Genomic DNA, 18,888 nt, shown 5'->3' on the forward strand with positions numbered 1-18,888 from the left:
GGTAATTAAATCCTTTTAGTATCTGGGCTGTCAGATCATGACGGCTAATATTCGTTCAGTATAGCGGTTGCACCGCAAACTGCGTGGGCTGCTCCCGAGCCCCGATTAAGTGACACCGATTTACAGAGAGAGAGCACCATGTTGGTTTCGCCATTTCGCCATACCGCCCGCGTGCTGTGTACAGCACTACTGGCGGGATTACCTGCACTTTCGTGGGCCGCATCCGATAGTGAGTTACGCGATGCCCTCGCTGCTGCCCGCGAGCAGCAGTGGGCACGGGTCGATGAGCGCTCAATTGAAGACCACCCGCTGCGTGGCTATGTGGAGTACCACCGCTTAAGGGGGCAATTGCCTAACGTGGCTCCTGAAAGGGTGCATCAATTTATCGACCAGCACGCAGACTCTCCTCTAGCAGGGTGGCTGCGTGGTCAAGCGATCGCAAAGTATGGCCATGCGGGTCGCTATAGCGACCTGCTGGCAGTGGCCGATGGCGAGCCTGCGGGCACGGTTCGCCAGTGCTACTACTACACGGCGCTGCTGGATGAGCAGCCTCAGCAGGCGAGCGAAGCGGGGTTGGCTTTATGGCGCGTAGGCAGCTCGCAGCCTAATGCTTGCGACCCGCTATTTGCACGCCTGCGGGCCAATGGCACTATTGATGCCACAGCTATTTGGGAGCGTAAAATGCTCGCCTGGCAGGCGGGAGAAACGCGCCTATCGAGCTATCTTGGTGGGCTATTAAGCGGTCAGTGGCAAACCGCTCTAGAGACGGTGGATAGTGCCACCGCGCGCAGCAGCGCCATTACCCAGGCGCCCAGCTGCCTAGGCCCCGAGTGTGCCGCCACGGCAAGCTTCTACCGGGCCGCCATGCAGCGCTACACCCGTGAAGATACGCCTGCAGCCTTTGCCGCCTGGCAGACGCTCTCGTCGCGTTTAAACCTGCTGCCCAGTGACCGTCAAGCTATTGAAGAAGAACTGGCTTTTTACGCCCTGGTGCGCAATGTACCGGGCACGCTAAGCTGGGTTGACAGCGTGCTACCGGGCCTGGAAAGCGAGCGCGTATTAGAGCTGCGTGTCCGCAATGCGCTGGCTAGCCGGGATTGGAACGGAGTGCTCTACTGGATTGCCGAAATGCCCGCTATCCAGCAGGAGAATAGCCGTTGGCAGTATTGGCTGGGCCGCGCCAATGAGCAGCTTGGCAACCAGGCGGCCGCCGAAGCACGCTACCAACAGGCTGCGCAGGATCGCAGTTTTTACGGCTTTGCAGCAGCAGAAAAGCTCGGCCAACCCTATCAACTGAATCTTGAACGCAATCATTTTGACGAAGCGTCGCGTCAACGTATTGCCCAACTACCCGCCGTTCAGCGCACCGAGGCCTTGCTACGCATTGGTGAGGATGGTCTCGCCAACAGTGAGTGGCTGCACGCGGTGCAGAGCGGTTCGCCGCAACAGGCACGAGCGCTAGCCGACTATGCCGCTCAACAGCAGTGGCATGCGCGCCTGGTGCAAACCACCATTGCCGCTGAAATGTGGGACGCCTTGGATTGGCGCTTCCCCCAGGCCTACCACGACAGCTTTCAACATTGGGGCCGTCTCACCGGCGTGGATCCATACCTATTGATGGCCATTACCCGGCGTGAAAGCGCTTACAACCCTAACGCCCTTTCACCGGCCGGGGCGCGTGGATTAATGCAGCTAATGCCCGGTACCGCCAGCCAAGTCAGTCGCGAATTGGGCATTAGCGATCCTGGCCCCTACGGCGTTCTCGACCCAGAGCTTAATATTCGCCTGGGCAGCACCTACCTGCGCGACAAGCTGCAACGCTACCAGGGCAATCGACTGGCCGCCGCAGCGGCTTATAATGCGGGCCCTGGCCGCGTCGATCAGTGGCTGGGCGATGGCGTAGAGGCCTTTGATCTCTTTGTAGAGAGCATCCCTTTCCGCGAAACTCGCGACTACGTGCAGGCGGTGCTTAGCTATCGGGTGATTTTTGAAAGCCTCGCTAACGGTGGCAGCAGCGAAGGCGTTTCACTACTTAGCGATAACGAGCAGCAGGTACGCTACGACCGAGCCCTGCTGGCCCGCCGCTAAGCCCTTCTCTACTTACCATATTACCAGCGCCTGGTTTATACCGGGCGCTGTGTTAATGCCAGCCGAATACCAAACACCACCAATACACTGCCCGTCACGGCATTAAGCGCTTGCGCAAAACGTGCGTTAGCCAACCATTTGCCGGCGCTTCCCACCATCATGACCACGCTGATTTGCCAAATATTGGCGATGATAAAGTGCACCCCTGCCAGCCATAGCGACTTCAGTAGCGCAGGATCCCCAGGAGCAATGAACTGAGGCAAAAAAGCCATGTAGAACACTACGGTTTTGGGATTCAACACATTGGACAAAAAACCCTCTTTAACCGGCTGCCAGCGCGAAACGGCAGGCACACCTTCTAGCACACCATTAACCGGCAGTGGCTGGCCTTTCCGCGCTGCTAACAAGCTGGTAATACCCAGCCAAATTAGGTAGCCCGCCCCCAGCAGCTTCAGCATATGAAACGCCCAGGCCGACTGGAGCAGGATCAACGAAATGCCCAATGCAGAAATCGTGGCATGCACAAACAGGCCGCAGCAGATAGCTAAACTCGTGGTGACCCCATCGCGGATGCCTCCGCGGGCCGTATTGCGTATCACCAGCAACGTATCAACACCGGGGCTTATCGTCAGCAACGTGATCGCTACCAAAAAGGAAATAAACTGCGCATCAATAAAACCTAACTGCATCATTTGTGCTTGCTCGCAACCAAATAAAAAATCTTAGGAATGTCGCTGGACGACAGCCGTGTTTACATCTAGAGTAATTGTAGCGGGTGGACAATAGAGTTGCCCGTGATTACTAAGCACGTTAAGGAAATAGAAAATGGCAACTGGCACTGTTAAGTGGTTCAACGACACTAAAGGCTTCGGCTTCATCTCTCCTGATGACGGCGGAGACGATCTGTTCGCCCACTTCTCCGAAATTCAAGCTGAAGGCTTCAAGACCCTGCAAGACGGTCAAAAAGTCAGCTTTGAAGTGACTCAGGGTAAAAAAGGCCTTCAGGCTTCCAACATCCGCCCAGCTTAATTGCTAACGGATGGACAAAGGCCCGCATACGCGGGCCTTTTTTATTGCCTGACTATTGGCTAAAGAGAATCACTCAAGCGATCCTCTCTCACTCCGCGACTCTCCATTAGCACCGGTTTCCTGGCTATCTCCAGCGCTATCGACATCACGATTATCAGAATCACCGCTATCGGAGTCATTGCTGTCAAAGTCATTGCTATCAAGCTCGCCTGACGGCTCGACCACAGCACCACTCTCCGCCTCACGATTCTCCAACTCTTGGAATTGTTCCTCAAGCCGCTGCTGCGCTTCTTCAAAGCGACGTTCGGTGTCTTCAATCAAGGCGTCAACATCGGTTACATCACTGTCATCCTGCAAGGGTGTGCGCTCGGGCAGACTGCTTTCGGTGTCCCAGCTAGGCGGTACATCCTCGTTCTCCATCGGCTCCAAGGTTGGCGCCTGCTGCTCTACCTCCTGAAACTGCTCCTCCAAACGCTGCTCGGCCTCTTCAAAACGGCGTTCAGTTTCGGCAATGATGTCATCTACATCGGAACGTGTAGCTTCACCCGGCATAGCGCTCTCTTCATCGAGCACCTCTTCAGGATCCGCCGCCAAGGTGTCTTCACCAGCCTCAACCTCTTCACCGCCAGCCGTCGCACTGCCACTGGACTGAGTGCCGCTGGATTGGGGATCACTAGCCTGAGTGTCGCTATCCTCGCGCAGCGCTTCCGCTCGCTCAAGCTCCTCAGCAGCTTGGCGCTCCTCAATATCATCCTCTACTTCTTCAGGACTGGACATCTCAGTCGCGTTTTCAGCCGTGACCGACGCTTCTTCGCCCGCCCCCTCATCACGAGCCGTTTCTTCATCCGTCACCGCAGCATTATCATCGGGTGTCACGCTGGGATCTTCCTGGGAGTCACCGCAGGCACTCAGCAAAAGAGCCACGGCGGCGAGCGCGGGTATCCACACGCGATTTGCCATTTAATTCTTCTCCTTTATAACGTTAACAATGTGAGCCAAAAGAACTAAGGCCGGCTGGTCGAGGAGAGCAACGGGCACTCCTCAGGCAGTAACACACGCAGAGCAAGGGGCACTACTTCCGCGCAGAACTGGTCATAGTAGCGCGCTTCGCCGTCTAACGTGAGTGGCCAGGGCGAACCATTTGCCTGGGTGGTCACGGTTAGTTGGGTCGTGGTGAAGTAGCGCACGAATCGCCCGTCATAGGGGAAACTCTGCAGCTCGCTAATGAGCTTGGTCAGTTCCGTTATCGACCGAAAGTCTTTGACCAGCAGCACGTCCAGACGGCCATCATCCAGCTTGGCACGCGGCCCCAGTACCTGTCCCCCGCCCGACTGGCGGCCATTACCTAGCGCCAGTAGCAACAAAGACGCACTCTCCTCTTTTTCGTCCCAATGGAGCGTGCCGCGATAGCTGCGGTGGCGCCAAGCCTTCAGCGCGCCCATCACTGAGTAAGCCCCGCCCCCGAGCAGCCGCTTAAGCGTTTTCGGTGTCGACGAGGTAACTTCAGCGCCAAACCCACCGGTGGTCATGTTGATATAGTAGCTGGTGGACGATTCGCCACCTGCACCTGCGGTCACGCGCACAACATCAATGGGATAGGCGCTTAACTCCCGTGCAGCGGCCAAAGCGGCGCCTGGCTCCAGCGGTAAACCAACGGAGGTAGCAAAATCATTGGCACTGCCTAGGGGCACAATGCCCAACGCAGGACGCCGGTCATGAGGCAAGCGCATCAGCCCGTTCATGACTTCACTGACGGTGCCATCGCCACCACAGGCAATCACGTGGGTAATGCCCATGGCGCCAGACTGCTCTGCAATATCCGCAGCGTCGCCCCCTTCCCAGGTAGCGCGAACCGTAATCAGCATCCCTGCCTGACGTTGTTCATTGACTGCTTCACGCAATGCCGGGTTACCGGCGGATTTACCATTGATAATCAGTAAATAGTGTTGCTGTGAGTCTGTCACTATTGTTATTCCTTTCCATGGTTTAACTACGGTTGTTCACTACTGCGCTAAACGCTTATGCCAGTGCTTTCTCGACCACCTCGTATACATTTGAAGATAGCGGCTGTTGTTTGATCCGCTCAAGCTCAGACCGCATTAGTGCTTGGCGGGTTTCATCAAAGCGCTGCCAGCGGGTTAACGGGGTGATTAGCCGCGCGGCAATTTCCGGGTTAAGCCGGTTGAGCTCAATGACCACATCAGCCAGCAGTTGGTAGCCTTGACCATCCAAACGGTGGAAATTGACCCGGTTCTGAGCAAAGGCGCCGACCAATGCACGGACTCGATTGGGATTCTTGAGTGAAAAGGCGGGATGCTGCATCAGGTACTTCACCCGCTCAAGCACATCTGGCTGAGGGCGCGATACCTGGACGGTGAACCACTGATCCATCACCAGCGGGTCATGCGCCCACTTCTCACCGAAGGCTTTGAGTGCTGGCGAAGCCAGGTCGTCGCGGTCGCTGTGCACCAGCAGGGTGAGCGCCTGACGCACATCGGTCATATTGTGGTCAGCAGCGAATTGGCTTTCACACAGTGCCAAGCCCTGCTCATCTTCAATCGACATAAGATAAGAGAGCGCCACGTTTTTCAGGCTACGCTGAGCTATTTGCTCAGATGTCGGCGCGTACGCTTCTTCCGTCACATTGGCTTCATAGATAGCCAGAAACTCATCCCGCAGAGCCACGGCTAATGACTGACGGACAAATTCCCGCGCGGCATGGATAGCATCTACATCCACAATGGGCTGCTGCTCGGCGATATATGCTTCAGAGGGTAGCGCCAGCATCTCTGCCAATACCGCCTTATCGCTCATTGGCCCGCTCAGCAGCGCTCTAAAGGCATCGACGACGCGGCTATCCATGACCTTTTCGACGCCATTCCTATGGGCAGCAATCAAGTCATCCAAGGCCAAAAGCGCCAGGCGTTGACCCGCATCCCAGCGGTTGAAACCATCGCTGTCGTGGGTCAGCAAGAAGGCGAGATCTTCCCTTGAATAGGGGTAATGCAGCTTCACCGGGGCGGAAAATTCGCGTAGCAAAGAGGGCACTGGCGCTTCGGCAACATCGGTGAATACGAACGTTTGCTCATCGTCACGTAGATGAATAACCGCGTCTTTGCCGAGCTTTTCGCCATTGAGCGTCAGGGTGAGATCCTGCCCCGACTTGGTACCTACCAGCCCCATACGCACCGGGATATGCAACGGCAGCTTATCTGGCTGGCCAGGTGTTGCAGGCGTACGCTGACGCAGCGTCAAGTGGTACTCGCCCTGAACATAATCATACTCACCGTGGGCATCAATATCCGGCGTTCCCGCCTGGGAGTACCAGCGCATAAACTGGCTGAAGTCTTCACCGGAGGCTTCAGCCATACAGCCGACAAAGTCTTCAATGGTCACCGCTTGACCGTCGAACCGCTCGAAGTAAAGGTCTGAACCGCGACGAAAGCTCTCCTCCCCTACTAAATTACGCAACATGCGTACGACTTCGGCCCCTTTCTCATAAATCGTCAGGGTGTAGAAGTTGGTAATTTCGATAAAGTGGTCGGGACGAATCGGATGCGCCGTGGGGCCAGCATCTTCGGCAAACTGGGCCGTGCGGAAAAAGGAGACATCCTGAATGCGCTTAACCGGCGCTGAATTGGTATCCGCTGAAAAGCACTGGTCACGAAAGACCGTGAAGCCCTCTTTCAGCGAGAGCTGGAACCAGTCGCGGCAGGTAACGCGATTGCCCGACCAGTTGTGAAAGTATTCGTGGGCGACTATGCCTTCCACGTTTTGGAACGCTGCATCGGTGGCGGTCTGGGGGTGGGTCAAGACTGCGGCAGAGTTAAAGATATTGAGGCCTTTGTTCTCCATCGCCCCCATATTGAAGTCATTGACGGCCACGATCATAAACAGATCCAGGTCGTATTCGCGCCCATACGCCTGCTCGTCCCACTCCATGGCACGCTTTAACGAGGCCATGGCATGCTCGGTCTTATCCAGGTTCTCTTTTTCTACCCAAATTTGCAGCGTGACATCCCGCCCACTCATGGTGGTGAAATGATCTTCTACGCTATGCAGGTTGCCTGCCACCAAAGCAAACAGGTAACAGGGCTTGGGGTGCGGGTCTTCCCAAGTAACAAAGTGGCGACCGCCCTCCAGCTCGCCGCGCTCAATCGGGTTACCGTTAGCCAGCAAAATCGGCTCTTGCTGCTGATCGCCGATCACAGTGACCTTAAAGGTCGCCATGACGTCTGGGCGGTCAGGGTAAAAGGTAATCCGCCGGAAGCCTTCGGCCTCGCACTGGGTGCAGTACATACCGTTGGATTGGTACAGCCCCTCTAACGCCGTATTCTCCTGCGGGGCGATCTCCACCTCGCTCTCCAACACAAAACGCTCGGGCACCTGAGCAATGCGCAGGACTTCATCATCTAGTTCATAAGCAGCGGCATCCAGCGGCGTTGCATCAATCGCCAGAGAGATAAGCTTTAGCTGCTCGCCATTTAAGGCGAGCGGTGCATTAGCGTCAGCTTCTGGATGTCGCTCAATCAACAGTCGCGCTTTCACACGGGTCGCGGCGGGGTCAAGATCAAACGTCAGCTCGGTATGAGTTACCCGGTAGGCGGGTGGCTGGTAGTCGCTTAAATAAACCGGCTGCGGATCAGACATAGTGCGTGACTCCTGTATAAAACGAATATTACATACTTCAAAATGTTCGACAGCTTAACACCGCTACCTAGTCGCGGAAGTTATCGAATTGGAGCGGTAAATCCGGCCCCTCTTCGCCGCGCAGCAATGCCATAACAGCTTGTAAATCGTCGCGCTTTTTACCCGTTACACGCACTTTCTCACCTTGAATTTGCGCCTGCACTTTGAGCTTGCTGGCCTTGATGCGCTTGACCACATCTTTGGCTTCCGCCGCGTCGAGCCCCTCCTTGAGAGCGACTTCCTGGCGTGCTTTCACGCCGGAGAGCACCGGGTCTTGAACATCCATACAGCGGGCATCGATACCCCGGGCGATTAAACGGGCTCGCAGCACATCGAGCATCTGCTTGAGCTGGAAATCGACTTCCGCCTCTAGCTGCACTTTGTCACCTTCAAGGGTGAAGCTGGCATCGACCCCCTTAAAATCGAACCGTGACTGCACTTCCCGGTTAGCTTGGTCTACGGCGTTAGCGCCTTCGTGTTTATCGAACTCTGAAACAATATCAAATGAGGGCATGATGTAATTCCTGAAAAGACATGACCACCTATTCTAGAGCAGCCAGCCCCCTAGGGGCCAATCCTGTTCTTTTTTGTTGGATTTTAGGGTGCATTATTGAGACAAATATTCACAAAACACCGAAAATACCTGTACAAAAATTATCTTCAAGTACCTCCATAAAGATGTTCAACCCTGTGCTGATAGCTTAGGCTAGCGGATTATGAATATTGGCTATTTTTCAGCTTTCCGCTTTATCAGGAGATACCATGAGTGACCGCGACACCCGCCACAAAGCCTCTATGGAGAAGCTTAAAACGCGCGTAGAGGAGAAAGTCGCCAGTGCTAACGAGCAGCGCGGCCTAATCATCATTAACACCGGTAACGGTAAAGGCAAAACAACCGCTGCCTGGGGCACGGTCACCCGCGCTTTGGGTTATGGCTATAAAGTGGGCGTAGTGCAGTTTATCAAGGGGTTGTGGGAGTGCGGCGAACGCAATCGATTGGAGGAGGATGCCAATCTAGAGGTGGCGATAATGGCTACCGGTTTCACCTGGGATACGCAAAATCGCCAAGCGGACACCGACGCCTGCCAAGCAGTGTGGAAAGAGGCTGAGCGTATGCTCGCAGACCCAGAGACCTATCTGGTGGTGCTCGACGAAATCACCTATATGCTCAAGTTTGGCTACCTGGAGATCGAAACCGTTAAACAAGCACTGGAGAATCGTCCTAAAGAACAGACAGTGATTATTACCGGCCGCAACGCTCACCGCGAACTCGTCGCTATGGCCGATACAGTGACTGAAATGCAGGAAGTGCGCCATGCCTTCAACAATGGCCTGCAGGCGCGTCGGGGTATCGACTTTTAAATAGCAAAAGGGGCAACTAAGTTGCCCCTTTTGCTCATCTGCTCACTAATGGCCCGCTTAAAGCGTGCTTAGCTATCGAACGGGTTACGTAGCACGATGGTTTCCATGCGGTCTGGACCGGTGGAGATAATATCGATACTGGTACCTACCTGCTCTTCAAGGTAACTGATATAAGCGCGGGCATTGGCAGGTAAATCCTCTACCTTTTTAGCCCCTAGAGTCGACTCTTTCCAGCCTGGCAGGTCTTCGTAGAGGGGTTCAACAGCTTCATAGCCTTCTGAATCCACTGGCGTTTCCAGCACGTCACCATCTTTACTGCGATAGCCAACGCACACGCGGATATTTTCCAGCCCGTCCAGTACGTCCAGCTTGGTCAGGCAGATACCGGTGACCGAGTTGATTTGCACCGCGTGACGCAGTGCCACAGCGTCAAACCAGCCACAGCGGCGGGCACGGCCAGTGGTAGCACCAAACTCGTGGCCACGCTCGGCAAGGTGGCGGCCATCGACATCGAACAGCTCAGTGGGGAACGGGCCTGAACCAACACGGGTGGTATACGCCTTGGTGATACCCAGCACGTAGTCCAAATAGAGCGGGCCGACGCCAGAGCCGGTGGCTGTGCCGCCTGCGGTGGTGTTAGAGCTGGTTACATAGGGGTAGGTACCGTGGTCGATATCCAACAGCGAGCCCTGAGCCCCTTCAAACAGGATATTCTCACCGGCTTTTCGCAGGTCGTGCACCATACTGACGGTATCGCACACCATGGGACGCAGCTCTTCGGCCATTTGCATCGCCGTGTCCAGCACTTCCTGGAAGTCGACCGCCGGTTCACCGTGGTAATTCACCAACACGAAGTTGTGGTAGTCGAGCACTTCGCCCAACTTGGAAGCGAAACGTTCGCGATGCAGCATATCGCCTAAGCGCAGGCCACGACGGGCGACTTTGTCTTCGTAGGCAGGCCCAATGCCCCGGCCAGTGGTGCCAATTTTGGCAATGCCACGGGCTTTTTCACGGGCCTGATCCAGGCGCACATGGTAGGGCAGGATCAGCGGACAAGCTGGCGACAGACGCAGGCGTTCGCGTACTGGCACACCTTTGGCTTCCAGCTCACGGATCTCTTTGATCAGCGCTTCCGGCGAAAGCACCACACCATTACCAATCACGCAGGTTTTGCCTGGGCGCAAAACGCCAGATGGAATCAGGTGAAGAACGGTCTTTTCACCGTCGATGACCAGCGTATGACCCGCGTTATGGCCACCTTGAAAACGCACCACGGCGGATGCGGATTCAGTCAGCAGGTCAACGATTTTACCCTTGCCTTCGTCACCCCATTGGGTGCCCAGCACTACGACATTCTTACCCATTATGATGCACTCGTCTCTTGTGTCAGGGCCGTTGGCTGCCAACGACCATCGATAAGCTCAAGACGGCGGTCACACTCATGCTCCGCCGGCCCAGTACGCTGCCCTGGCAGCGCTTGAATCACGCGTTCCCCCTGCTCACGCAGCGCGACAATGGCAGCGTTGAGCGACTCATCCTGCACAGCGGGCGACCAAATAGCCCCGCGACTCGGGGAGGCCAGCGCCAGCGACGCCAGCTGTTTCAGATCCATCGAGAAGCCGGTGGCCGGGCGCGCACGACCAAAAGCCCGCCCGGTATCGTCATAACGTCCGCCTTTAGCCAACGCATGTCCGTAGCCCGGCACATAAGCGGCAAACATCATACCCGTGTGGTATTGATAGCCGCGCAGTTCCGCCAAGTCAAAGTAGAGCGACACATCAAAGCGTGCCAGCACCCCTTGATAGAGCGCATCCAACTGATCCAGTGCCGCCGTGACCGAGGCCGGCGCACCGGCAAAACGCTCCCGCGCCTGGCGTAAAACATCCGCACCGCCGTGCAGATCACCCAGAGCTAACAGCATGTCCGCTAAGGCCGGGTCGCTGACGCTGGCATCTACATGCTGCGCCAGTTGACTGGGTGATTTTAGCGCTAACGCCTCAAATAACGCACGCTCCTGCTCGTCACTGAGCGCTGCCGCTTCTGCAAGGCTTCGATAGATACCGATATGCCCCAACGCCAAGTGAATCTCCTCAGCGCCCGCGGCCTTCATACTGGCCAGCGCCAAGTGAATTATCTCACTGTCCGCTTCTAGCCCGGCATGACCAAACAGCTCAGCACCCACCTGTACCGGGCTACGCCCTCCCTGATGCTGGTCTGCCTTAGCACGCAGTACATTAGTGCAGTAGCAAAGGCGCACCGGCCCCTGACGCTTTAGCGAATGGGCATCCATACGCGCAACCTGCGGCGTAACGTCCGCCGAGGCGCCCATCATACGGCCGGTCAACTGATCAGTCAGTTTGAAGGTCTGAAGATCCAGATCCGTACCGGTGCCGGTTAACAGCGAATCCAGAAACTCCACTGGAGGCGGCATAACTTGGTCGTAGCCCCAGCAGTGGTAAAGATCGAGCAGCGCGCGGCGCAGCTCTTCCATACGGCTTGCCTGAGGCGGGAGCACCTCATCCATGCCGTCGGGCAGTAGCCAGCGGTCAGCGATGGTCATGACGATTGCCTTGAACTTGAAGAAATAGGAGCCACAAAAAAACCGGGCGACGCCCGGTCAACAAATTCTATCACGTTTATTGGCCGGGTGAACCCCGCTTGGCTATCAACAAACCAAGACGAGGAGCACCGGCCAACGGCGGTTTACTCGCCGCTGTCTTCACCGCTTTCTGGTTCAGCGCTGCGCAAATAGCGGAAGAAGTCGCTACTCGGCTCCAGCACCATCAGATTGCCATCGTCGGCAAAGCTTTCGCTATAGGCATTAAGGCTACGCCAGAAAGAGTAGAACTCCTGATCCTGACCATACGCTTCAGAGAAAATCGCAGCGGCTTGGGCATCACCTTCACCGCGCAGCGTCTCGGAGCGCTCATTGGCCTGGGCAAGCAGTACTTGGCGACGACGATCCGCATTGGCGCGAATACGCTCAGCCTCTTCCTGACCCTGAGCACGCCATTCACGAGCTTCACGCTCACGCTCGGAGCGCATCCGCTCAAAAACAGCGGCTGATACGTCTTCGGGCAAATCGATGCGCTTGATACGAATATCGCGAATTGCCACCCCGAGCTCTTCACGCATCAGCTCGTCGAGTTCTGCGGTGGGGCCCGTCATCAGGTCATCACGACGCTCGGCGATAATTTCCTGAAGATTCAAGCGACCAAATTCATTACGCAGGCTCTCATCCACCCGCGGTTGAATCAGGCGAATGGCCATCAACTCATCGCCGGCCGTCGCTTCGTAGTAGCGAGTAGGATTAACCACCTGCCACTTAACATAGGAGTCAACGATAACCGCTTTCTGCTCGAGGGTCAGATAGCGGCTGGTATCGGTGTCCAGCGTCAGCAATCGAACATCAAACTTACGGATCGTTTGCGCGATCGGCACTTTAGCGTGCAAGCCAGGCTGAATATTCTCTTCAATGACTTCACCAAAGCGCAGCTTAACGGCACGCTCGGTTTCGTCTACCACGTACAGAGTGTTGCTTGCCAGCCACGCCACGGCAGCCAGACCACCAACAATCAGCAGGGATCGATTATTAATCATTTACCGGCCCTCCCTGCGGATGGAGCTACTATTGGTATTCGATGAAGAGCTGGAACTGCTTTGGGTGCTGCGTAACCGCTCAAGCACACTCGGGTCTAGCTGTTCATCGCTATTGGCGCTTCCGCTCGAAGAGTTATTTCGATTACTGCTTCCACCACTAAGCTGATCAAGGGGCAGATACATCAGCGGCGCGTTTTCGCTTACATCCAGCAGCACCTTCGGCGAATTACTAAACACTTCTTCCATTGTGTCCAGGTACATACGTTCACGCATGATCTCCGGGGCATTGCTGTACTCGGAGAGTAGCGAGTTAAAGCGGTTGGCTTGACCTTGCGCTTCAGCAACGACCGACTCACGGTAACCCTGGCCCTGCTCAACGATACGCTGCGCCTGACCTTGCGCTTCAGGAATAATTGCGTTGGCGTAAGCAATACCCTGGTTGATGGTGCGTTGACGATCTTCACGAGCACGAATAACGTCATCGAAGGCGTCGATCACTGGCGCGGGCGCCGAAGTGGACTCGATGTTAATGGTCTGTAAACGAATACCAGCACCGTAGTTGTCGAGATAGGACTGTAGACGACTAGCGACCGAGCTACCCAGAATCTCACGACCCGAGGTCAGGATATCGATCATATCGGTACCGCCGACGACGTGACGTAGTGCCGAATCCAGCGCATTCTCAATCGAGATAGCAGGATCGCGTACGTTAAGCACAAAATCACGTGGATTAGCTACTTGGTACTGAGCAGAAATTTCCACTTCGACAATGTTTTCGTCGCGGGTCAGCATCGACTGGGTCTGCGACAGAGAGCGCACACGGGTCACATTGACCATACGTACATCGTCAATCAGCGGCGGATTCCACTGCAGGCCTGGATCTACGATGCCCTGAAACTCACCAAACCGCAGCACAACGCCGCGCTCGGATTGATCCACGAGGTAGAAGCCCATTGCAGCCCAAATAGCCAGCGCAACAATAATCAGCAGGCCTGGCAGCGCGAAAGGGTTGCGGTTCTTATCACTACCGCCACCACCGGTTTTCTTGCCGCCGCCTTTTTTGCCGCCACCCAACATGCTGTTGAGCTTGTCCTGAAACTTTTTCAGCGCTTCATCCAGGTCAGGTGGACCTTGGTTGTTGCCCCCTTTATTGCCATTGTTGCCGCCGCCATTATTACTGCCACGGTTTCCATCGCCGTCGTTTCCACCGCGTCGGCCGCCACTACTCCAAGGGTCGTGCTGGTTGCCACCACCAGGCTCATTCCAGGCCATACTTCGTCTCCACTAAGGTATTCGCTAACGCTAATGGCATCACACTTAGGCGGCACCACCGCGTTTTGATATTATTGCTCTATAAACCTTGTACCATTTTTATACAAAACTGCATACATGCAGCGTACTAGGATGGGTAATTAAGTCGCTTACCACTCATTGGTTTCACGCAGCGCTTCAGGTAAATAGGTGTTGGCTCGCTCGCCCAGTTGGGCCATCAACTGATTAAAGTCACGCCGCGGCAAACGCACATCAAGCACTGAATACCCCTGCTCATCAAAGGCTTCCTCGCGAACGGCATTGAGCTCGTGCAACCCTGCCCGCAGCTTACCCTGCTCGGGAGTCAGTGTCAGCGAAAAGCCAATGACATCATTTGCCAAGCGCTCGGTCAGCGCCTCATGGAGCAGCTCAAGCCCCTGGCCCTGCTGGGCCGAAAGCCAAACCACTTCGGGCACACCATGCCCATCACGCTCTATACGTGGGGCACTATCGAGCTTATCAATTTTATTCATGACTTTGAGTACCGGCACATCATCGGCGCCGATCTCTTTGAGCACTAGCTCCACCTGCTCCACGTTTAACTCGCGGTCAGGATCTGCGGCATCGATCACGTGTACCAACAACGACGCTTCAGAGGCTTCCTGGAGCGTCGCTTGAAACGCCTCAACCAACTTGTGCGGCAAGTGGCGAATAAAGCCCACGGTATCGGCCATCACTACCGGACCAACGTCTTCAATCTCAAGCCGCCGCAAAGTAGGGTCAAGTGTCGCAAACAGCTGGTCGGCTGCATACACCTCAGAATTGGTTAAGGCGTTAAATAGCGTTGACTTACCGGCGTTGGTGTACCCCACCAGCGATACGCTATGAATTTCCGCGCGCGCACGCGCTCGGCGATTCTGGTCGCGCTGGCTGCGCACTTTATCGAGCCGTTTGTGAATCGATTTGATCCGACCACGCAGCAGACGACGGTCAGTTTCTAACTGCGTCTCGCCTGGGCCGCGCAGGCCAATCCCACCTTTTTGCCGCTCTAGGTGTGTCCAACCACGCACGAGGCGAGTCGACATATATTCAAGCTGAGCAAGCTCTACCTGCAGCTTACCTTCATGGGTTCTTGCCCGTTGCGCAAAGATATCGAGGATCAAACCAGTACGGTCGAGCACTCGACACTTGAGCTCTTGCTCTACATTGCGCTCTTGAGAGGGACTTAAGCTATGGTTGAAGATCACCAGCTCTGCCTCATGAGCCGCGAGCAGTGCCCGCAGCTCTTCCAACTTACCTGACCCAATAAAGGTGCGCGAGTCAGGTCGGTGGCGGCTAGCAGTGAGAAGAGTCGCAGGCTCTGCACCAGCAGAGCGTACGAGCTCTAAAAACTCACCCGGGTCTTCACGTTTTTGTTCATCATGAAAATCGACGTGAACAAGAACTGCCGTTTCACCGGCGTCTGGGCGTTCGAAAAACAATCAATACCTCGTGGACTCTCTTGCTTCTCCAGCGGTGTTAAATCTCCGCATCCTGCTCTGCCGGGTCTTGCGCAGGCAAGCGTACGTTGCGAGATGGAACAACCGTGGAAATAGCGTGTTTATAAACCATCTGACTAACGGTATTGCGCAGCAGGATAACAAACTGGTCAAACGATTCGATCTGGCCCTGCAGCTTAATGCCGTTGACCAAAAAGATAGAGACCGGAATGCGCTCCTTGCGCAGAATGTTCAAGTACGGGTCTTGAAGGGACTGCCCTTTGGACATGTTGCTCTCCCTAAAACTGTCGTTGGGGTTAATTATCAAATGGCGTGCCCTACTGGTGCTACGCCGCACTATTTTATTACTGCCCGAAAGGCCGAATGATGCCCGAAGAGCCTAGTGATATTCGAAAGGCTCAAACACCCAGCCAATCGAAAACACACTACCTAAATTACCAGCTTAGCGAACTATCTTACGCTAAGCACTGCTGTCACGCACGAGTTTCAACACCTGATCCAGTGCATCTGAGCGCTGTGAATCTACCCAGTTAAGTTTTGGCCAGCTTCTTAACCAGGTTAATTGTCGCTTGGCTAACTGACGAGTTGCGATCACGCCTCGCTCAACGAGGGAGGCATAGTCATACTCACCTTCCAGGTACTCCCACACTTGGCGATAACCAACACTCTTCATCGCCGGTAGGCCTAAATGTAAGTCATTACGCTTTTTGAGGGCGGCGACTTCATTTATCAAGCCCTCACCCAACATTACTTCGAAACGCTGGGCAATGCGTTGATGCAGCAAGCTGCGATCACTGGGCGCCAAAGCTATCGACAACACGCGCCAGGGAAAGGTTTCCGGCTGCTGCTCCGCCCACAGCTCACTCATTGGCCGCCCACTGGCGTAGTACACCTCCAGTGCGCGCATGACGCGCTGCGGGTCATTGGGGTGAATGCGCTGGGCGGATAGCGCATCCACCTCTGCCAGGCGTTGATGTAGCGACAATAGTCCTTCGTTTTGCCACTGTGCTTCAAGCCGCTGGCGAATAGCCGGGTCGGCAGAAGGCAAGTTTGCCACCCCTTCGACCAGCCGCTTGTAGTAAAGCATAGTACCGCCGACCAGCAGGGGGACTTTGCCCGCCGCGCTGATTTGTCGCATAAGAGAAAGCGCATCTAAACGAAAATCGGCCGCCGAATAGGGCTCAGCGGGATCGCGGATATCGATCAAGTGGTGAGGCGCACGGGCAAGCTCACTCGCGCTGGGTTTGGCACTGCCAATATCCATGCCGCGATATACCATGGCCGAGTCAACGCTAATCAGCTCATGCCCCAGGCGCTCGTGTAGCGCCATTGCAGCATCGGTTTTCCCAGCGGCCGTGGGGCCCATTAAAAAAATCGCCCAGGGGCGGGTATCAGCCATGCGCGGTTCCATTAGCTAAGAAAATGGTGATTACTGATTGCGCAGCTGTTGTTCAAGCATCTATTGGCCGCGCAAGAAGAGCCGATCAAGCGCTTTGAGCCCCATCTGCGTCCAGGTGGGACGACCGTGATTACATTGGTCGCTGCGCTCGGTGCGCTCCATGTCGCGCAGTAGCGCGTTCATCTCGTCGATAGTAAGCCGACGGTTGGCACGCACGCTGCCATGACAGGCCATAGTAGAGAGTAGTTCATGCACCCTAGCCTCGACTTGATGGGTACGCCCATAGCGCGCCAGCTCTTCCAGCATCTGACGCACCAGCGCCTCAGGATCAGCCTGGGCAAGTAACGCCGGCAGTTGGCGTACCAGCAGCGTCTCTGGCCCGGCGATATCCAGCTCAATACCCAGCTTGGCAATTGCCTCTTGCTCGCTCTCTGCCGTGGCCACTTCGGCCCGGCTAGCAGCAATGGAGACAGGCACTAGCAGCGGCTGCGCATCCAACCCTTTGGCAGCGGCCAGCTGTGTCTTCATGCGCTCATAGACGATTCGCTCATGGGCGGCATGCATATCCACCAGCACCAATCCCTCAGCGTTCTGGGCCAGAATATAAATGCCGTGCAACTGCCCTAGCGCAAACCCTAGTGGTGGTGGCGCAGTGGGATCGTTATCAGGCATCGCCAGGGGCGCTTCACGCACCTCACTACCTCGCTCACTGGGAGGGCTCGGCTGAGGCGTTAACAGCGTTTCTTCGTGATTGGGGTGTAGCGCCTGATAACCCTGCATAAAGCGGCGCACGCGCTCAGCACCGGGGTGGCGATCCGGCGAGTGGGTCAGCGCAATCCCCTGCTGCTGCCAGCGGGGTTGTTCGGCACCCACTTCTGAAGCTTCGCCCTGTGGCGATGCGCCTGACGTATCAGCCACCTCGGCATCATGCTCCTCTGCACTCTCAGCGGGTTTAGCCGACGCCAGGGAGTGATGGAGGCTCGAATAGAGAAAGTCGTGAACCATACGACCATCACGAAAGCGCACTTCATGCTTGGTGGGGTGGACGTTGACGTCCACAACGTCTGGATCAAGCTCCAGATAAAGCACAAAGACCGGATGACGGCCGTTAAACAGCACATCACGATAGGCCTGACGCACCGCGTGGGCGACCAAACGATCACGCACCACGCGTCCATTGACAAAAAAGTACTGTTGGTCAGCCTGTGAGCGCGAGTGGGTGGGCAAGCCAACCCAGCCGCTTAGCCGTATACCGCCCGCTTCGCGCTCGATATAGCGAGCATGCTCGATAAAATTCTTGCCCAGCAGCGAGGCAATACGCCGCTCCCGGGCCGCCGCAGAGTGACCGGCGGGCAACTGGTGAATGACTTTTTGGTTATGGCGCAATACCCAGGCGATGTCGTAGCGGGATAGCGCCTGACGGCGAAATGCCTCTTCTACATGGGCAAATTCGGTCTTTTCTGTGCGCAGAAACTTGCGCCGGGCGGGGGTATTAAAAAACAGATCGCGCACGCCAACGCTGGTACCACGGGGGTGTGGCGCAGGTGTCACCCGTGCTTCCATGCCCCGCCCTTCCGCAACCACCCGCCAGCCATGGCGGGGGTCGTCTTCGGCATTGGAGATCAGCTCCAGCCGCGAGACGGAGCTAATCGATGCCAGCGCTTCACCGCGAAAGCCTAGCGAACTAACGCCCTCTAAGTCTTCCAGGCTGCCAATCTTACTGGTGGCATGGCGGGCCAGGGCCAGCGGCAAATCCTCTTCGCCAATGCCAATCCCGTCATCGCGCACTTTGATCAGCCGCGCGCCCCCTTGCTCGATCTCTACTTCGATACGCTGGCTGCCCGCATCAATAGCGTTCTCTATCAACTCTTTGGTGACCGATGAGGGGCGCTCAACCACCTCACCGGCGGCAATCTGGTTGGCCAACCGTGGGTCGAGTACCTGTATACGCGGTGCGATAGCGGTTATATC

General features: G+C 55.9%; 16 protein-coding genes. 3 read left to right on the forward strand and 13 right to left on the reverse strand.

The window, feature by feature from the left end:
* Positions 1-138: 138 nt before the first annotated feature.
* Complete coding sequence (locus HALA3H3_RS23340; protein ID WP_022523955.1) at positions 139-2,088, forward strand: transglycosylase SLT domain-containing protein; 1,950 nt, start codon at positions 139-141, stop codon at positions 2,086-2,088.
* Positions 2,089-2,123: 35 nt separating this feature from the next.
* On the opposite strand, the gene HALA3H3_RS23345 is transcribed toward HALA3H3_RS23340, so the two are convergent.
* Positions 2,124-2,780 carry a LysE family translocator gene (locus HALA3H3_RS23345; RefSeq protein WP_022523956.1) on the reverse strand — a complete coding sequence of 219 codons (657 nt, stop codon included), beginning with the start codon at positions 2,778-2,780 and terminating at the stop codon, positions 2,124-2,126.
* A 133-nt stretch (positions 2,781-2,913) separates the two neighbouring features.
* On the opposite strand from HALA3H3_RS23345, the gene HALA3H3_RS23350 reads away from it, so the two are divergent.
* Entirely contained in the window at positions 2,914-3,117 is a 204-nt protein-coding gene (locus HALA3H3_RS23350) for a cold-shock protein (RefSeq protein ID WP_007114660.1), read from the forward strand.
* A gap of 69 nt (positions 3,118-3,186) precedes the next feature.
* Here HALA3H3_RS23350 and HALA3H3_RS23355 read toward each other — a convergent pair whose 3' ends face one another.
* From HALA3H3_RS23355 to HALA3H3_RS23370, 4 genes are all read right to left on the reverse strand, one after another.
* Positions 3,187-4,077 (reverse strand): hypothetical protein, encoded by an 891-nt coding sequence (locus HALA3H3_RS23355; RefSeq protein WP_022523957.1) that lies wholly within the window; start codon positions 4,075-4,077, stop codon positions 3,187-3,189.
* A 44-nt stretch (positions 4,078-4,121) separates the two neighbouring features.
* On the reverse strand, positions 4,122-5,081 hold the full coding sequence (gene yegS / locus HALA3H3_RS23360; RefSeq protein ID WP_022523958.1) for a lipid kinase YegS: 960 nt from the start codon (positions 5,079-5,081) through the stop codon (positions 4,122-4,124).
* A 55-nt stretch (positions 5,082-5,136) separates the two neighbouring features.
* Positions 5,137-7,767 (reverse strand): aminopeptidase N, encoded by a 2,631-nt coding sequence (gene pepN / locus HALA3H3_RS23365; protein ID WP_022523959.1) that lies wholly within the window; start codon positions 7,765-7,767, stop codon positions 5,137-5,139.
* 67 nt (positions 7,768-7,834) lie between these two features.
* The gene (locus HALA3H3_RS23370) at positions 7,835-8,320 is read right to left on the reverse strand and encodes a YajQ family cyclic di-GMP-binding protein (RefSeq protein ID WP_007114656.1); all 486 of its coding nucleotides are present in this window, start codon (positions 8,318-8,320) and stop codon (positions 7,835-7,837) included.
* A 248-nt stretch (positions 8,321-8,568) separates the two neighbouring features.
* On the opposite strand from HALA3H3_RS23370, the gene cobO reads away from it, so the two are divergent.
* Positions 8,569-9,168 carry a cob(I)yrinic acid a,c-diamide adenosyltransferase gene (cobO, locus tag HALA3H3_RS23375; RefSeq protein WP_022523960.1) on the forward strand — a complete coding sequence of 200 codons (600 nt, stop codon included), beginning with the start codon at positions 8,569-8,571 and terminating at the stop codon, positions 9,166-9,168.
* A 68-nt stretch (positions 9,169-9,236) separates the two neighbouring features.
* Here cobO and HALA3H3_RS23380 read toward each other — a convergent pair whose 3' ends face one another.
* From HALA3H3_RS23380 to mutL, 8 genes are all read right to left on the reverse strand, one after another.
* Positions 9,237-10,532, reverse strand: a complete 1,296-nt coding sequence (locus HALA3H3_RS23380) for an adenylosuccinate synthase (RefSeq protein ID WP_022523961.1) — start codon at positions 10,530-10,532, stop codon at positions 9,237-9,239.
* Positions 10,532-11,728 carry an ATP phosphoribosyltransferase regulatory subunit gene (locus HALA3H3_RS23385; protein ID WP_022523962.1) on the reverse strand — a complete coding sequence of 399 codons (1,197 nt, stop codon included), beginning with the start codon at positions 11,726-11,728 and terminating at the stop codon, positions 10,532-10,534. Before HALA3H3_RS23385 ends, HALA3H3_RS23380 begins: the two co-directional genes overlap by 1 nt.
* A 143-nt stretch (positions 11,729-11,871) precedes the next feature.
* Entirely contained in the window at positions 11,872-12,768 is an 897-nt protein-coding gene (hflC, locus tag HALA3H3_RS23390) for a protease modulator HflC (protein WP_022523963.1), read from the reverse strand.
* Positions 12,769-14,040: an FtsH protease activity modulator HflK gene (hflK, locus tag HALA3H3_RS23395; protein ID WP_022523964.1), complete on the reverse strand. Its 1,272-nt coding sequence runs from the start codon at positions 14,038-14,040 to the stop codon at positions 12,769-12,771.
* A gap of 149 nt (positions 14,041-14,189) precedes the next feature.
* Entirely contained in the window at positions 14,190-15,500 is a 1,311-nt protein-coding gene (hflX, locus tag HALA3H3_RS23400) for a ribosome rescue GTPase HflX (protein WP_022523966.1), read from the reverse strand.
* A gap of 37 nt (positions 15,501-15,537) precedes the next feature.
* Entirely contained in the window at positions 15,538-15,786 is a 249-nt protein-coding gene (gene hfq, locus HALA3H3_RS23405) for an RNA chaperone Hfq (RefSeq protein ID WP_007114649.1), read from the reverse strand.
* A 192-nt stretch (positions 15,787-15,978) separates the two neighbouring features.
* On the reverse strand, positions 15,979-16,917 hold the full coding sequence (miaA, locus tag HALA3H3_RS23410) for a tRNA (adenosine(37)-N6)-dimethylallyltransferase MiaA (protein ID WP_022523967.1): 939 nt from the start codon (positions 16,915-16,917) through the stop codon (positions 15,979-15,981).
* A 60-nt stretch (positions 16,918-16,977) separates the two neighbouring features.
* Positions 16,978-18,885 carry a DNA mismatch repair endonuclease MutL gene (mutL, locus tag HALA3H3_RS23415; protein WP_041158154.1) on the reverse strand — a complete coding sequence of 636 codons (1,908 nt, stop codon included), beginning with the start codon at positions 18,883-18,885 and terminating at the stop codon, positions 16,978-16,980.
* Positions 18,886-18,888: the final 3 nt, after the last annotated feature.

Origin of the sequence: Halomonas sp. A3H3 (assembly GCF_000982975.1) — a bacterium.
GTDB classification, from domain to species: Bacteria; Pseudomonadota; Gammaproteobacteria; order Pseudomonadales; family Halomonadaceae; genus Vreelandella; species Vreelandella titanicae.

Coding starts and splice junctions, on each gene's coding strand:
- HALA3H3_RS23385 (WP_022523962.1), bottom strand. CDS start 11,728: ATGACCATCGCTGACCGCTGGCTACTGCCCGACGGCATGGATGAGGTG.
- hflC (WP_022523963.1), bottom strand. CDS start 12,768: ATGATTAATAATCGATCCCTGCTGATTGTTGGTGGTCTGGCTGCCGTG.
- HALA3H3_RS23350 (WP_007114660.1), top strand. CDS start 2,914: ATGGCAACTGGCACTGTTAAGTGGTTCAACGACACTAAAGGCTTCGGC.
- hflK (WP_022523964.1), bottom strand. CDS start 14,040: ATGGCCTGGAATGAGCCTGGTGGTGGCAACCAGCACGACCCTTGGAGT.
- HALA3H3_RS23370 (WP_007114656.1), bottom strand. CDS start 8,320: ATGCCCTCATTTGATATTGTTTCAGAGTTCGATAAACACGAAGGCGCT.
- HALA3H3_RS23340 (WP_022523955.1), top strand. CDS start 139: ATGTTGGTTTCGCCATTTCGCCATACCGCCCGCGTGCTGTGTACAGCA.
- miaA (WP_022523967.1), bottom strand. CDS start 16,917: ATGGCTGATACCCGCCCCTGGGCGATTTTTTTAATGGGCCCCACGGCC.
- HALA3H3_RS23355 (WP_022523957.1), bottom strand. CDS start 4,077: ATGGCAAATCGCGTGTGGATACCCGCGCTCGCCGCCGTGGCTCTTTTG.
- hfq (WP_007114649.1), bottom strand. CDS start 15,786: ATGTCCAAAGGGCAGTCCCTTCAAGACCCGTACTTGAACATTCTGCGC.
- cobO (WP_022523960.1), top strand. CDS start 8,569: ATGAGTGACCGCGACACCCGCCACAAAGCCTCTATGGAGAAGCTTAAA.
- HALA3H3_RS23345 (WP_022523956.1), bottom strand. CDS start 2,780: ATGATGCAGTTAGGTTTTATTGATGCGCAGTTTATTTCCTTTTTGGTA.
- pepN (WP_022523959.1), bottom strand. CDS start 7,767: ATGTCTGATCCGCAGCCGGTTTATTTAAGCGACTACCAGCCACCCGCC.
- HALA3H3_RS23380 (WP_022523961.1), bottom strand. CDS start 10,532: ATGGGTAAGAATGTCGTAGTGCTGGGCACCCAATGGGGTGACGAAGGC.